Genomic DNA, 16,165 nt, shown 5'->3' on the forward strand with positions numbered 1-16,165 from the left:
AGCAGTAACAGAAGCTTTAGCCGTTTGACTCTTTTCAACAGTAAACTTGATAGGGTTTTGATTTAAGTCGTAATGAGTAGGAGCCTTTGTTTCAACGAATTGATAGTCCCCAGGACGTAAATCAGAAACAGAAATTTTTCCATCTTTATTAGTAGTTAAATCAGAACGAACATCATTGCCGTTTTGATCAACGATTTTAAAGATAGCACCTTCAAGAGTAGAGCTGTCAACGTCGTCAAGCTTAATTAGTTCGACTGAACCTTTAGTTAAGCTATTAGTAGCAGTAACAGAAGCGTTAGCAGCTTGACTCTTTTCAACAGTAAACTTGATAGGATTTTGATTTAAGTCGTAATGCAGAGGAGCTTTCGTTTCAACGAACTGATAGTCTCCCGGACGTAAATCAGAAACAGAGATTTTTCCATTTTTATCAGTAGTTAAATCAGAACGGACGTCTTTTCCGTTCATATCAACGATTTTAAATACTGCACCTTTAAGGACAGAACCGTCAACGTCATCCACTTTGGAAAGTTCCACAGCGCCTTTTGTTAAGCTATTCGTAGCAGTAACGGAAGCGATTTGTTCTTGTCCTTTTTTAACTGTGAACTTAATAGGTGTTTCGTTTAAGTCATAGTGATTAGGAGCTTTTGTTTCGATAAACTCATAGTCTCCTGGTGGTAATTCATCCACAACTAAACGGCCGTTTTTATCAGTAGTTAAATCAGTACGGACGTCGTGTCCATCCTTATTAACAATTTTAAATACAGCACCTTCAAGTGTTGTGTTTTCTTCAACATCGTCAACTTTAATTAACTCCACACTACCTTTCGTTAAGCTGTTCGTAGCTGTAACGTAGACATGTTTTGTTTGACTTCTTTCAATTGTGAACTTAATCGGTTCTTCATTTAAGTCATAATGTTTCGGAGCTTTCGTTTCAATAAATTGATAGTCTCCAGGTTGTAAGTCTTTAGCGATGATTTTTCCATCTTTATTGGTAACTAAATTCGTACGAATGTCGTTACCGTTCATATCAGTAATTTTAAATACCGCACCTTCCAGCGTTTCTTTCGCATCTAAAGAGTCAACTTTCGTTAATTCCACGCCACCCTTTGTTAAGCCATTTTTAGCAGTAACAGAAACTTGAGTTGATTGGCTTTTCTCGATAGTGAAAGGAATCGGTGTTTTATTTAAATCATAATCTTTAGGAGCTGTCGTTTCTACGAATTGATAATCTCCCGGTCGTAAATTGGAAGCAGAAACTTTCCCGTGTTCATCAGTAGTTAAATTCGTGCGAACAACTTTACCTTTCGCATCAATGATGTTAAATACCGCATCAGAAAGTTTTGTATCTGGATTTATATCATCAACTTTAATTAACTCTACCGCACCTTCAGTTAAGCTGTTAGTAGCAGTAACTTGCAGCTGTTCTGTTTGGCTTTTCTTAACTGTAAATTTAATTGGTGTATCATTTAATTTATAGTGTTCAGGAGCTTTCGTTTCAATAAACTGGTAGTCTCCCGGACGTAAATCAGGAACAGCAACTTTACCATATGCATCTGTCGTAAGATCAGTGCGAACATCATTACCGTTCATATCAACAATTTTAAATACAGCACCTTTAAGGACAGTACCATCAATATCATCCACTTTAGAAAGCTCTACCGCACCTTTCGTTAAACTATTTTTAGCAGTAACAGAAATAGGTTCAGCTTGTCCTTTTTCGATAGTGAAAGGAATCGGTTCTTTATTTAAATCGTAGTGTTTCGGAGCCGTTGTCTCGATGAATTGATAATCACCAGGACGCAGGTCAGAAACGCTAATTTTACCTTGTGAATTTGTAGTAAGATTCTCGCGAATTACAGTACCATTCATATCAACAATGTTAAATACTGCGCCTTCAAGAGTAGAGCCATCGATGTCATCCACTTTAGTAAGTTCAACGCCGCCTTTTGTTAAACTATTTTTCATAGTAACAGTAGCAATATCTTTCTGGCTTTTCTCAACTGTAACTACAATAGGCTTTTTGTCTAAATCATAATGTTTAGGAGCCGTTGTTTCGACAAATTGATACGTACCAGGACGTAAGTTTTCAACAACAATTTTTCCTTCACCATTTGTTTTTAAATCTGTTTTAAGTACTTTGCCATTTTGATCTAGTAAATTAAATACAGCATCGGCAAGTTTTGTTTGATCGTTTAAATCATCAACTTTAATTAATTCGATACTACCTTGTTTTAAACTATTTTTAGCAGTTAAAGAAATAGCTTTTGTCTGTCCTTTTTCAATAGTGAAACCAATAGGCGTTTCATCTAAAACGTAATGCTTAGGAGCTTCTGTTTCGATGAATTGGTAATCACCAGGACGTAGGTCGTTAATTTCGATCTTCCCTTTACTATTTGTAACAAGGTCTTTATGAATTACAGTACCATTCATATCAACAATGTTAAATACTGCACCTTCAAGGGTAGTGTCATCGATGTTATCTACTTTAGAAAGTTCCACTGCACCTTTTGTTAGAGCATTTTTAGCTGTAACATGAAGAATTTCAGTTTGGCTTTTCTTAATTGTAAATTCGATAGGTTTTTTATTTAAATCGTAATGTTCAGGAGCTATTGTTTCCACGAATTGATACGTACCAGGACGTAGATTTTCAACAACAATTTTTCCTTCATCATTTGTTTTTAAGCCTTCTTCAACTAGTTCTCCGTCTGCATCTAATAAATTAAATACAGCGTTAGCAAGTTTTGTATCGATATCAATATCGTCAATTTTAGTTAATTCAACGCTACCTTTTGTTAAAGTGTTTTTACCTGTAACAGTAATCTTTTTCGTTTGACTTCTTTCAATTGTAAATGGAATCGGTGTTTCGTCTAATACATAGTGCTCAGGAGCCTTTGTTTCAATAAATTGATAGTCTCCCGGACGTAAATCAGAAACAGAAATTTCGCCATTGTCATCTGTAACAAGGTTTGTATGAACTTCCTTACCGTCCATGTCAACGATTTTAAAGATTGCGCCTTTCAGCATCGTACGATCGATGTCATCGATTTTTGTTAAGGTGACAGCACCTTTCGTTAAGCTGTTTTTAGCAGTAACGGTAATATTTTCTTTTTGACTTTTTCCGATAGTGAACGGAATAGGGTTTTTGCTTAAGTCATAGTCTTTTGGAGCTTTTACTTCAATAAATTGATAATCTCCCGGACGTAAATCAGAAGCGGTAACTATACCGTTCTCATCAGTCGTTAAGCCTTTGCGAATTACCTTTTTAGTGTCATGAGCGTCAACGATTATAAATTCCGCACCTTCAAGTGTAGTGCCATCAACGTCATCTACTTTTGTTAAAGTGACGCCACCTGTAAGTAAACTATTTTTTACAGTAACAGGGATAGGAAGATCTTCCTTGCTACCTTTTTTAATCGTGAACTTAATAGGTGTTTGATCTAATTTATAATGTGCAGGGGCTTCTGTTTCAATAAATTGATAATCCCCTGGTGCTAAATCAGGAATAACTAGTACTCCATAATCATCTGTTTTTAAATCTTTTGCAATTTCTGTACCGTTTGCGTCTTGTAATTTGAATACCGCACCGGCAAGAGCTATTTTGCTGTCCACATCATCTTCTTTAATTAGTTTAACTTTTCCTTTCGTTAAACTATTTTTAAATGTAAGTGGAAGAAGTTTTTGTTGTCCTTTTTCGATTGTAAATTCAATTGGTTCTACATTTACATCGTAATAAGTTGGAGCCTTTGTTTCGATAAGTTTATAGTTACCAGGACGTAAGTCATCTACAACTAGCATTCCTTTACTATTCGTAACAAGGTCCGCACGAACATCTTCATTAGTATCCATATTCACAATTTTAAATACTGCACCTTCAAGTGTTTCCTTTTCATCTGCAGCATTTACTTTTGTTAATTCAATACCGCCTTTTGTTAAGCTATTTTTAGCAGTAACGAAGGTCTTAGTTGTTTGACTTTCTGTAATCGTGAATTTAATCGCATTTGTATTCTTATCGTAATACTTCGGTGCTGTTACTTCGATAAATTTATAATCGCCAGGGCGTAAGCCAGTAGCGACAACTTTACCGTCCGAACCTGTTTTTAAGTCTGTACGAATTACCTTTTTATCGTCATTCGCATCAACAATTTTAAATACTGCGCCTTCAAGAGCGGTACCATCGATATCATCAACTTTTGTTAGTTCGACATCTCCTGGTTTCAAAGTATTTTCAGCGGTCACAAGTATAGGCTCTTTTTGACTTCTATCAATTTTGAACTCAATAGATTTTGTGCGCAAATTATAATGCTCAGGCGCTTGTGTTTCAATAAACTGATATGTGCCAGGACGTAGTTTATCAGCTTTCAATTTTCCGTTAGCATCTGTAGTTAAGTCGGTGCGAACTTCATTGTTATTCGCATCAACAATTTTAAATACTGCACCTTTTAGAGGTTTTTTCTCACCAAATTCATCAACTTTTAATAATTCAACTTCGCCCGTTTTTAAACTGTTTTTTGCCGTAACAGTGACGAAAGCTGATTGACTCTTATCGATTGTGAACTCAATAGGAGTTGTATTTAATACATAATCCTTAGGGGCACTTGTTTCAATAAACTTATACGTACCCGGTTCTAAATCTTTAACAGTTACTTTACCGTCTGAACCTGTTTTTAAATTTTCGCGAATTACCTTTTTATCGTCATTCGCATCAACAATTTTAAATACTGCGCCTTCAAGGGCAGAGCCATCGATATCATCAACTTTTGTTAAAGTAACACCACCTTTAATTAAGTGATTGGTCGCTGTAACAGTAGTTGCTTTCTTTTGGCTTTTTTCAATTTCAAATAAAATAGGTGTTTTGTCTAATGTGTAATGCTCAGGTGCTTTCTCTTCGACAAATTGGTACTTTCCAGGACGTAGATCTTTTGCTTCGATTTGTCCTTGATCATTTGTCGTTAATTTTTCATATCCAGGAATTTTTGTGTTATTTCGGTCTCTTACACTGAATTCTGCACCTGCTAAGGTTTTTCCATCTTTATCGACTTTTGTTAAAATAGCCGATCCTGGAATTAAACTATTTGTTGCAGTTCGGTTTACTACTGTCGTTTGATCTTCTTTGATTGTAAATGTAATAGGTTTACTGTCTAATGTATAATGCTCAGGAGCTGTTGTTTCTTGTAAGTAGTAAGTTCCTGGTTTTAAATTATCTACAGTAATTTGTCCTTTATCATTTGTTGTTAATTTTTTATGTTCAGGAATGACCTGTTTATTTTGATCCAGTAAAGAGAAAACAGCATGTTCAAGTTTTTCCCTACTGTGAGCATCAGTTTTTGTAAGTACTACTTTCCCGACAAACTTCTTATTTGTAAGGGTATAAGTTGTAATTTCTTTTGAACCTAGTTCAACAAGTATACCTTCTTTTAATTCTTTACTAATTACATAACCTTTAGGTGCTTTCGTTTCTTTAATTAAATATTTATCACGTCGTAGGTTGTTAAACTTAGCGACACCGTCATCACCTGTTGTAATTGGTCGAATAGCGGTTGTACCTGTTTGATCATATAAAGTAAATTCTGCTCCGGCTAATGGTACTTTTTTATCTTTATCATCAACCTTTATAATTTGAAGGCTTCCGCGTCCTTTACTAGCAGAACCACCTCCAGATCCAGAAGATACTTTAACTTCAACTACTTTAACATCTTCAGTTTTCGTTAATGTTAAACGATGACCAGTAATCGTCGCTTTATTACTTACCTTTTCATTATGGTCTGCATTAATGAGTGTACGGTATTCTAAAATATAAGCCCGATCAATGGTATGAAGGAATTCAACTTTAAACTGTTGTTTCCCCGTATCGTTGTCTGTTGTTACTTTGAGTTTATAGTCTGTTCCTTCTTTTAATTCATTTGCTGTATCTTTTGTTAAAGTTCCATCTACGGCTACCGTTGTCGGATATAGATGGAAAGACTTTTCATCGAGAATTTGATTATCAGTTGGGTCATCTGTTACGACAGCATTTTCAATAGTTGACTGACTTGCGTTAATAGAAATGCTCCAATCAATATGCTTGTCATTTTGTTTCGCTGTTTTCGTAACACCGCTACCACCGTTGGTAATCTCGAATGCACCATGGATAGTAGTAACAGTTTTCGATCCATCTTTTAAATCGGCATAATTATCGTAGCGTTTATTAATTTGTTCGCCTGCGAGTGAAGTTTTAAAACTAATATAATACGCAGAATTAATTTCGTTTTTAAAATGAACCGTTAATGTATTGTTGTTATCTTTTGTTGGAGTTTCTATCGTATATTCGCTAGATGGAACAGGATCACCTAATTCAAATCCATGTGCACCACCAGTTAATTTCATATGTCGAACTTCAATAGATTCCGGTATTAATTTTTGGTTATCTCTTAATACGTCAACAATAGAAGGATCCTTAATCGTTCTATTATTATAGTTAAATCCAATGTCCCATTTAATTTCTTTCGTTTGGGCATTGTAAGAACCGTATTTAAATCCGTTTCCTTTTGTATAGCCGTCAGGATTGAATGTATCATCGGATGAACTATTTTTATCGTCCCCATTTATATCTATCCATGATAAATTTGCTGTATTTTTGAATGATTTATTATCCTTCTCTTTGGATAGATTCTCGTAATTAAAGTCTGTTGTGTATGTGATAGTTAAAGTTTTATCCATATTAGACTTGTAAATACCAGCTAGCTTCACTTCGAATCCCTTATCAGTTACATGAAGTGTGTAATCAATCCCTAATTTAAGTTCATTTGATCCGTCAGTAATCTTGAAACTATTTTCCTGTAACGTTAGACCACCAAAGTCAAATGTATCCTTGATAACAGCATCGTTTAACACATATTTGTTATCATTTACAACAATTGTCCATTTTGTTGTTTTCGCATTGTAATCTGTATCGCCTGCATTTTTATTATGTTTCTTTATGATGTTTTGTTGTTTTAACGTAACTTTGTTTGTTTTATTCCATTTACCATCTGCAATAATCTTATTTTCGATTTCGCCATCTTTTATGACATCATTCGTAGCTTTCGATGTATAAGTAATCACATAGGCACTATTAATATCTTCAGTAAACTGTAAATCAAATCCCTCATCGGTTTCTTTTACAGTAAAGTTTGTGGCATTGTCACCTGTAACAAGTTTCCCTGTATCATCATAAGAAGCGTTTTTTACTACGATAGAATTTTTATCAACTTTATGAGATTTATCCAAAACATCTTTTAAAAGAGCATCAGCTTTTTTAATATCTCTCTGGTCACCGTTATAAGTGATTGTCCATTCGATTGTTTGTGTTTTTGGGTTGTACTTACTATCTTTCTTTAGATGCGTACCACGTGAAACAGTTACAGTTGCATTTGTTGATACACTATCTTGATTATCACTAGATACTTTTGCATTGTTTTTGAAACTAGTAACACTTTCATCTGTAATCTTTGTCGCATATTCAATTTCATATGCTTTATTCGTTTCCTTTTTAAAAGCAATATTTAATTTATTAGAGGATGAAGTAAGTTCATATTCTTCCTTAGGAACTTCTGCACCACGAGTTGTTTTCCCGTTAATATCTACTTCTAAATAGTAAACCTTAATAGAATCTTCTTTGAGACTAGTCCCATTTGGAATGTCATCTTGAAAGACGGCATTTGTAAGCTTATCTTTCGTCTTGTTCATTTCTACTTTCCAATTAATTTGATTCGTATTAATTGGTCTATCAGGTACACCTTTTTTATCTATAGATTTTGTTACTTTAGGTTTGAAATCAAGTTCAATAACAACTTCTTTTTCTTTAATAGGGAATGGGATTTGTTTTTCTGTAGTCCCTGTAATTTTTACTTCATTAAACTCCGTACGAATGTTTAAATGACCAGCTATATCAGGATGCTCTTCAACATATTCATTAAAAGTCATCGTTACTTTTCCATCAGGCGTAACAACGAATGATCCAATCGTATGTCCTTTTCCATCTATTAAATCTTGTGTAATGGTATTGTGGACAATAAAGTATTCTGGGAGCTGGAAAGTAAAGTAATCACCTTCTTTGACGTTCAGCGATTTTAAAACTTCCCATGTAAAATTGATTTTGGTAATAGAATCTGGACTTGGACGATTATCCGTATTATTAAATGGCTTACCGTCTTTATCTGTTAGTGTGACACTTGTTAAAATATTTTCTGTAATTTGCTTAGGTGATGGATCTGAATTCTCAACAGGTTGCCCTGTTGTGTTATCACCAGGATTCTCCGTAGGTTGCTCTGCATCGCCATTCTTTTGCTCTACCGTAGGTTGCTCTGCATCGCCATTCTTTTGCTCTACCGCAGGTTGCTCTGCATCGCCATTCTTTTGCTCTACCGCAGGTTGCTCTGCATCGCCATTCTTTTGCTCTTCTACAGGTTTTTGAGCGTCACCGTTTTTTTGCTCTTCTACAGGTTTTTGAGCATCATCATTTTTTTGCTCTTCCACAGGTTGCTGAGCATCGCCGTTCTTTTGCTCTTCTACAGGTTTTTGAGCGTCACCGTTTTTTTGCTCTACCGCAGGTTGCTCTGCGTCGCCATTCTTTTGCTCTACCGCAGGTTGCTCTGCGTCGCCATTCTTTTGCTCTACCGCAGGTTGCTGAGCATCACCATTTTTTTGCTCTTCCACAGGTTGCTGAGTGTCGCCATTCTTTTGCTCTTCCGTAGGTTGTTGGACGGTATCCTTATTCGTAGTAGGTGAAGTTGGATTATCTACTTGAACAGGAACTGAAATAGACTTAGCTGTTGTACCTAGAGGGAACGAGAGTTGAACAGATTTTGCACCAGGTTTTAAATCTGGATTGAATACTGTATCAAAATTGATTTTTCCGCTAGCACCTTTGGAATCTTTTACTTGATCGTTAAATACTAGTTTCATTTTGTTATCGTTTGCTGTAACAAAATATTGACCAATAATTTGCTGATCTGCCATCAGATTTCCTTGTTGATTACTTTTAATTTTTAATGTGTTAGGTATTTGGAGCACCGTTGAGTCTGTTTGATGATCTTTTATTGACCAAGCATATTCTAGGTGAATGGTTGATCCTACTTGTATTAAGTTTTTAGGATTTAATGCTTCGTCAATAATATGATTTGTTGCATCTTTCATTTCAACAGTGTCAAATAATGAATTCCCTGTTAATATTTCTGCTTTTACTTGATTGTATGGAAAACTAGCAAGCTGCGAAAATAGTACGAATACAATTAAACATATATTGAAAAGTTTTTTCATTGTGCCTCCTCTATGGATCCTTTTATTGCATAAAAATGCTTTGTGAAGAGATTGTTTGTCATGGATCAATGTGCTTTACGTGATGCCTCCTTTACTACGTATACTCTTTAGGAAAGTGTCCATATTCGATGCTTTGTAACGTAAAACGAAATGTATATCCTAATAATATAGGGAGTGGATATACAAATTTCGACAAAAAATGTCGAGTGAAATACTGATAAGGAATGATATCAGACCTTTATAGGGTATGACTGTTTGAGTGGATCTTCATAAAATAGGTGTATGCAAAAAATATGCAGTGAGATGCGTACACTATTTTTTGATTCATGCTCTGCAATGTGCAAAGAATCGTTATAAAGGTAAGTTTTACGATATATGCTAACCAAAATAATGTATCCATTGTAAAAAATTCTTTCGTATTGAGGTAGTAATAAAATGTAGCTTGAATTTGGTCAGGATGAAGAAAATATGTACTGTCTAAAAGAGTATACAATTCGTAGATTAAAGCGAAGAAAGCGTTTTATGATAAATAGAACGCATTCCTTTAATCGGTGCTATTAAATAAAAAAAAGAAGGTACTCCCTTGATCATCTTTTATGAGAGATAATCATCAATAACCTTCGTTAAAAATTATATACGTAAATGAAAAAGAGTTCAACCGTATTACTTCTTTTCAAAAGAGCATAAAAAAGAACCGCTTCCTACTAAGAAGCGGTTCTTTTTTATATTTCTGTTAAAATAATCGGTTCACCGCGTGTTACGACAACTGTATGTTCACATTGTGCAACAAGGCTTTTATCTGGTGTAACGAATGTCCAACCATCATCACCGCGCTCAATAATATGATCAGCTTTCATAGAGATGAATGGTTCTACAGCGATAACAAGGCCGTCTTTTAGAAGGGCATTATCCATTGGATCATAGTAGCTTAAGATGTGATTTGGGGCTTCGTGTAAGCTAAGACCAATGCCGTGACCAGTTAAGTTTTGAATAACGTTATATCCACTTTTATGTGCAAAGTTAGAAACAGCACGACCAATTTGATTTTGTTTTGAGCCAGCTTTTACTTTTTTCATTGCTTCCCAAAATGAGTCTACTGCTGCTTGGCAAAGTTTTTCTTTTTCTTCATCGTCGCCAAGAACAAATGAGATACCTGTATCTGCATAATATCCGTCAAGTGCTGCTGATACGTCTACGTTTACTAAATCGCCTTCTTTTAATACGCGATCGCTTGGAATGCCGTGAGCAACTTCTTCGTTTACACTAATGCAAGTTACACCTGGGAATTTATATTCTTTTTCAGGCGCTGAAATAGCACCGTGCTCATCTAATACTTTTTTACCAATTAAATCAAGCTCTTTCGTTGTCATACCTGGCTTCGCTTGCTTTTTCATTTCTTCGCGTGCAAGTGCAACGATGCGGCCGATTTTTCGTAAACCTTCTAAATCTTGTTCATTACGAATAATCATGAAAACCACTGTCCTTCCTCGAATATATGTCTTATCCGATTGTATCATGTTTATTTTTGTACTGCTACTCGCGTGCGGTATGCGGGTTGATTCCTCTCATAAAGAATACATGACAATTGTCATATTGATGTCATGACGCATCATACTGTTTCCTAACTTTTCCAGATCATACAATGTAAATATAAGAAACGGCGGGGGTGGAGAGATGGAAAAGATTATTGAAGTAAATGGTGTTTCTAAAACATTTAAACATAAAAAAGCAGTAAATAACGTTTCATTTCATGTAAATAAAGGGCAAATAGTAGCATTACTCGGTCCAAATGGTGCGGGGAAAACAACGACAATTTCAATGATGCTCGGATTAAAAGATCCGACAGAGGGGAATGTCTCTATATTTGGAAAGAGTCCGAAGCATAGAGATGTTCGTAATAGCCTCGGTGCGATGCTACAAGAAGTAAGTGTCATTGATAGTATCACGGTAGAAGAGGCAATTGAGTTATTCCGTAGTTATTATACGAATCCCGTAGAGAAAGAAATATTACTGCAGTTGTCAAACTTAGAACCAGAAAGAAAGCAAAGGTGTGAGAAATTATCGGGCGGTCAAAAAAGAAGGTTAAATTTTGCGCTGGCACTTGCAGGGAATCCAGAATTGTTATTTTTAGATGAACCAACTGTAGGGATGGACATAACATCTCGAAAAACGTTTTGGGAAACGATTAGAAAATTAGCAAGTGAAGGGAAAACGATTATTTTAACAACACATTATTTAGAAGAAGCGGATGCGCTAGCAGATCGAATTTTATTATTTGCGAACGGAAAGATTATCGCAGATGGCACACCAGATGAGATGAAAGCGACGATTTCTCGAAAAACAATCTCGTTTTATTCGAAAGAGAAAATTCCTAAGAGTTTACTAAAGGAATTACCGCATGTAACAGAAGTACAGTCAAATGAAGGGCGCTTCACTTTAACGACGGAAGATACAGATGCCACTTTACAAGCAATTTATCAGAGGAATCTACCTGTAACAGACGTTTCAGTTGAACGTGGAAGCCTAGATGAAGCATTTGAACAGTTTGTTGCAAATCAGAAGGAGGGAATCGCATGAGAGCATTATGGATGCAATGTAAAATAGAGGTTTTACGTACGTTCCGCAATAAATTATTCATCTTTTTCTCATTATTAATGCCAGTTATGTTTTATTACATCTTTACAAATGTTATTCAAGTCCCGCAAAACGGAGATGCATGGAAAGCACATTATTTAATTTCAATGGCGACTTTCAGTATTGTAGGGACTGCCCTTTTTAGTTTCGGTGTGAGACTTTCTCAGGAAAAAGGGCAAGGATGGACACATTTGTTAAAAATTACACCGCTTCCAGAGGGCGCATATTTAGCAGCTAAAATTATTGCTCAAACAGTAGTGAATGCTTTTTCAATCTTAGTTATTTTTATGGCAGGAATATTAATTAATAATGTTGAGTTAACGATAGGCCAATGGATTGGTGCAGGATTATGGTTATTATTAGGCGTGACACCATTTTTAGCCCTTGGAACAGTAATAGGTTCAATTAAGAAGGCGGATGCAGCAGCTGGATTAGCGAATATTTTAAATATGAGTCTAGCAGTAATTGGCGGATTATGGATGCCAATTGAAGTATTCCCAAAAGTATTAAGATCTATCGGTGAATGGACACCAACATATCATTTTGGTAGCGGGGCATGGGATATTGTAGCTGGAAAATCAATTGGATGGGAAAATATCGCAGTACTAGGAGGTTATTTCTTTATATTTGTTGTAGTATCAATATATATAAGAAAGAGACAGGAAGCGGTATAAATGATAGAGAAGAAGAGGTTTGAGTTTTTTCCGAAACACATGGGTTTCTTCCCATATATGTGGTTAGTGTATTTATTATTTCCAATTTATAATTTAACACAAGTATCGGGATGGAAGCTTGTAATAGGGATCGGTATGTTGATAGTTTTCATTATCACATACCGTCAACTTTATTTTGTTCAGAGGACGTTCGTGTTGTGGGCGTGTATTCAAATGATACTAACCTGTTTATTTGCCGTATTTTATAATCCTTTCATGATATTCTTTGGCTTTTTTACGGCAAGTGCGATGGGATTTGCGCCAAGTAAGAAGGCATTTCGTGTGTTGTTATGTTTATTAGTTGTAATGCTTGGGGCTTTTATATTTATAAATGTTAATCAACTAACAATCCCGAGTTTAGTGAATATCGTTCCGATGTTTATTTTAATGCTTCTTACGCCATTTGGAATGCGTAATTTTAATCAGAAAAAGATGTTAAAAAATCAACTAAACGAAGCAAACGAACAAATTAAAGACTTAGTAAAACGTGAGGAACGGCAGCGAATTGCAAGAGATCTTCATGACACGTTAGGACACACATTATCTCTTATTACTTTGAAAAGTCAGCTCGTGGAGAAGTTAATTGTGAAAAATCCAGATCGTGCAAGTATGGAAGCGAAGGAAATTACACAAACATCTCGCACCGCTTTAAAACAGCTGAGAGAATTAATTTCTGATATGCGTATGATTACAGTGGAAGAAGAACTTGAGCAAATAAAAGCGATTTTGCAAGCTGCCAATATTGAATTAGAAGTAAAGCAGGAGGCTAATTCTAGCTCGTTATCACCAATTGAACAAAATATTTTAGGTATGTGTTTACGTGAGGCAGTTACGAATGTCGTGAAGCATAGTAAGGCAAAGGCATGTACAGTTTCTATATTAGAATCACAAGGTGAGTTGATTTTGAAAGTAGAAGATAATGGCGTCGGTTTAGAGGAGCAAAATCATGATGGAAACGGTATTCGTGGTATGAAGGAGCGGATTTCCCTTATTGATGGAGTAGTTGAACTGGATACGATCAATCCAGGGACACTGTTAACGGTGAAAGTTCCAATTGTAATTAGAACAGGAAAAGATGAGGTGAGGGCATGATTCGAATTATTATTGCAGAAGATCAACGAATGCTTCGTGGTGCATTAGGAGCCCTGCTTGATCTGGAAGATGATATTGAAGTAGTTGGGCAAGCTGCGAATGGTGAAGAAGCGTTAAAATTAATCGAATCGCTAAGGCCTGATATAAGTATTATGGATATTGAAATGCCGATTCAAAGTGGTTTAGATGTTGCTGAAGCGCTGAAGAAGGAAAAGTCACCTTGTAAAGTAATGATTTTAACAACATTTGCGCGTCCTGGTTATTTTGAACGGGCAATGAAAACTGGTGTTCACGGGTATTTATTAAAGGATAGCCCAAGCGAGGACTTAGCTTCAGCAATTCGAAATGTCATGAAAGGGAAGCGAGAAATTTCGCAGGAGCTAATGTTTGGCTTATGGCAGGAACAAAATCCGCTATCAGATCGTGAAAAAGAAGTGCTGGTACTTGCGAAAGAAGGAAAGACTACAAATGAAATTGCTAAGATGCTCTATCTTTCGCCTGGTACAGTGCGTAATTATATTTCGGAAGTATTAGCAAAACTGGAAGCGAAAAATAGAATTGAGGCAATTACAATTGCGGAAGAAAAGGGATGGATATGAAAAGAAGTTTACCTACGAGTGGTAAACTTCTTTTTTCTTATAAACAAGTATTTCAACAGAAAGTTTCGTCGCAGTCGCATCGCTCAGAATTTGAAGTATATCGCGTAATTTAGATTTTACTTCATTTTTCGACAAAAAATTTGTTATAGTAAGATTAAGTTGTTGGTCTAAATTTTGGACAACTTTACCACTAACAGTTGTAATTACTCCATTTTTATCTACTTTTACAATAAGATCTTGGCCATATACTTTATAATTTTCGTAAGTTTGTGCAAGGCGAACTTCGGTTTGACTTTCTTTTGTTTCTTTATTTGTAGGTTGGGAATCTACATTCATTTCAGTTGTCACTCACTCTTGTTGAGCTTTAGCCTCGTTTATCTCATCTTTTAAATACTTTTTCACCATATTTTTTTCGTATTATTTTGAGGTTGTGTTAATTTTTTTATCGTTAAACTAGGCTGAGCAATTTCAACTTTTACTTCATTTTTGTCTAATTCTTGGGTGTGAACAGCTTCTGCTGATAAAGGATAAAGAAGACCGAATGTAACGAAAAGCACGAGCAAGTTTTCTATAATTTATCTATAAAACTTCTAATCTATTATTGTATGTGAGATGAATTATATGAAGAATTTGCGGAATTTTATATATATTATGCATTATTTCATATCAAAAATTGTCGAATTCACATTATTGTAGTGGTATGACAACTTGAAAAAATTAGATTGTTATAATGGGACGGTGAGCAAGTATGCACGCAGAAAAACTAGGAAGCGAAATAAAGAAAATTAGGGGAATGAGAGGATTCACACAGAAACAACTCTCCGATAATGTATGTCATCAATCGGAGGTGAGCAGAATTGAGTCGGGCGCGGTATACCCAAGTATGGATATATTGCAAGGTATTGCAGCAAAGTTACAAGTTCCCATTATTCATTTTTATGAGGTACTCATTTATTCTGATATTGAGAGGAAAAAGCAGTTAAAAGATCAAATCATTATGCTTTGTAAGCAAAAGAAATATAAAGAAATATATAATAAAGTATGGAATGAACTGAAAAAGGAAGAATATCATCCTGAGTTTCAGCAGTTTCTTCAATGGCAATATCATGTATCTGCGTATGTGCTAAAGAAGATTGATTATGAATATTGTATTCTGGAGCTAAAAAAGCTACTAAATCAACAGTTAACTGGAATAGACGTGTATCAAAAACTTTATATAGAAAATGCAATTGCAAATATTTATGCTGAAAATGGTTATTTTAAGAAGGGTATGGAGTTATTTGAAGGTATATTAAAGCAATTAGAGGCATTGCCTGAAAATAAAGAGTTTGATGTGAAGGTAAGACATAATCATGCAAAAACATTATACTTAGATAATCAATATGAAGAAGCACTTTATCAAATAAATAAAGCCATTGAAATATCATGTCGAATTAATAGTATGGCATTGATTGGACAGTTATACTATCAAAAAGGTGAATGCTTAGAAAAGCTAGAGTATGATGGGGCAGAGATTGAAGATGCTTATGAAAAAGCTTGCTTCTTTTTCGATATATTAGAAATGCATGCGTATAAAGAAACGCTTATAAAAAAAATGAAGAAATAAAAACGACCTAAAAAATAGATATGCATAATTGCATACGATATGGATAAATTTTCATGATATATTAAAAGAAAAATGTGGGTGATGGAATATGAAAAAACTACTTATTGGTAGTCTATTAACGTTAGCGATGGCATGGGGTATTTCATTAGCAGATACAGCTTTAGAGAAAAGCCAAGTAATTTCTCATAATGATCAAGAGGTACAATTAGCTTCAGATATGCCTTTTGAGTATTAAAAAACAACCG

At 35.1% G+C, this 16,165-nt stretch carries 10 protein-coding genes; 6 read left to right on the forward strand and 4 right to left on the reverse strand.

Annotation, left to right across the window (positions count from 1 at the left end):
* Positions 1-9,276, reverse strand: a 9,276-nt coding sequence (locus tag DET63_RS06270) for a SpaA isopeptide-forming pilin-related protein (RefSeq protein ID WP_258550629.1), incomplete at its 3' end; no start/stop codon positions are given.
* A 722-nt stretch (positions 9,277-9,998) separates the two neighbouring features.
* Entirely contained in the window at positions 9,999-10,793 is a 795-nt protein-coding gene (gene map / locus DET63_RS06275; protein ID WP_080001788.1) for a type I methionyl aminopeptidase, read from the reverse strand.
* Positions 10,794-10,950: 157 nt separating this feature from the next.
* Between map and DET63_RS06280 the strand changes: the two genes are divergently transcribed.
* The 4 genes from DET63_RS06280 to DET63_RS06295 are packed head-to-tail and all read left to right on the forward strand — an operon-like array spanning position 10,951 to position 14,314.
* Positions 10,951-11,853 carry an ABC transporter ATP-binding protein gene (locus DET63_RS06280; RefSeq protein WP_016102315.1) on the forward strand — a complete coding sequence of 301 codons (903 nt, stop codon included), beginning with the start codon at positions 10,951-10,953 and terminating at the stop codon, positions 11,851-11,853.
* Positions 11,850-12,584 (forward strand): ABC transporter permease, encoded by a 735-nt coding sequence (locus DET63_RS06285; RefSeq protein ID WP_113936175.1) that lies wholly within the window; start codon positions 11,850-11,852, stop codon positions 12,582-12,584. Before DET63_RS06280 ends, DET63_RS06285 begins: the two co-directional genes overlap by 4 nt.
* Complete coding sequence (locus DET63_RS06290) at positions 12,585-13,715, forward strand: sensor histidine kinase (RefSeq protein WP_113936176.1); 1,131 nt, start codon at positions 12,585-12,587, stop codon at positions 13,713-13,715.
* Positions 13,712-14,314, forward strand: coding sequence for a response regulator transcription factor (locus DET63_RS06295; RefSeq protein WP_002089785.1), 603 nt, complete (start codon positions 13,712-13,714; stop codon positions 14,312-14,314). The genes DET63_RS06290 and DET63_RS06295 overlap by 4 nt, the downstream gene beginning before the upstream one ends.
* 12 nt (positions 14,315-14,326) lie before the next feature.
* Here DET63_RS06295 and DET63_RS06300 read toward each other — a convergent pair whose 3' ends face one another.
* Together DET63_RS06300 and DET63_RS06305 are read right to left on the reverse strand one after the other, a co-directional pair.
* Entirely contained in the window at positions 14,327-14,650 is a 324-nt protein-coding gene (locus tag DET63_RS06300) for a bacillolysin (protein WP_113936177.1), read from the reverse strand.
* Positions 14,651-14,712: 62 nt separating this feature from the next.
* Positions 14,713-14,871, reverse strand: coding sequence for a hypothetical protein (locus DET63_RS06305; RefSeq protein WP_235661761.1), 159 nt, complete (start codon positions 14,869-14,871; stop codon positions 14,713-14,715).
* 191 nt (positions 14,872-15,062) lie between these two features.
* Between DET63_RS06305 and DET63_RS06310 the strand changes: the two genes are divergently transcribed.
* Positions 15,063-15,920 (forward strand): helix-turn-helix domain-containing protein, encoded by an 858-nt coding sequence (locus DET63_RS06310; protein WP_113936178.1) that lies wholly within the window; start codon positions 15,063-15,065, stop codon positions 15,918-15,920.
* Between the two features lie 88 nt (positions 15,921-16,008).
* Complete coding sequence (locus DET63_RS06315) at positions 16,009-16,155, forward strand: quorum-sensing peptide PapR (protein ID WP_002068556.1); 147 nt, start codon at positions 16,009-16,011, stop codon at positions 16,153-16,155.
* Positions 16,156-16,165: the final 10 nt, after the last annotated feature.

Source organism: Bacillus sp. DB-2, from assembly GCF_003315125.1.
Taxonomy (GTDB): Bacteria; Bacillota; Bacilli; order Bacillales; family Bacillaceae_G; genus Bacillus_A; species Bacillus_A mycoides.

What these genes read in the sequence shown, in the direction of transcription:
- map (WP_080001788.1), bottom strand. Translation starts at nt 10,793, where the DNA reads ATGATACAATCGGATAAGACATATATTCGAGGAAGGACAGTGGTTTTC.
- DET63_RS06280 (WP_016102315.1), top strand. Translation starts at nt 10,951, where the DNA reads ATGGAAAAGATTATTGAAGTAAATGGTGTTTCTAAAACATTTAAACAT.
- DET63_RS06285 (WP_113936175.1), top strand. Translation starts at nt 11,850, where the DNA reads ATGAGAGCATTATGGATGCAATGTAAAATAGAGGTTTTACGTACGTTC.
- DET63_RS06290 (WP_113936176.1), top strand. Translation starts at nt 12,585, where the DNA reads ATGATAGAGAAGAAGAGGTTTGAGTTTTTTCCGAAACACATGGGTTTC.
- DET63_RS06295 (WP_002089785.1), top strand. Translation starts at nt 13,712, where the DNA reads ATGATTCGAATTATTATTGCAGAAGATCAACGAATGCTTCGTGGTGCA.
- DET63_RS06300 (WP_113936177.1), bottom strand. Translation starts at nt 14,650, where the DNA reads ATGAATGTAGATTCCCAACCTACAAATAAAGAAACAAAAGAAAGTCAA.
- DET63_RS06310 (WP_113936178.1), top strand. Translation starts at nt 15,063, where the DNA reads ATGCACGCAGAAAAACTAGGAAGCGAAATAAAGAAAATTAGGGGAATG.
- DET63_RS06315 (WP_002068556.1), top strand. Translation starts at nt 16,009, where the DNA reads ATGAAAAAACTACTTATTGGTAGTCTATTAACGTTAGCGATGGCATGG.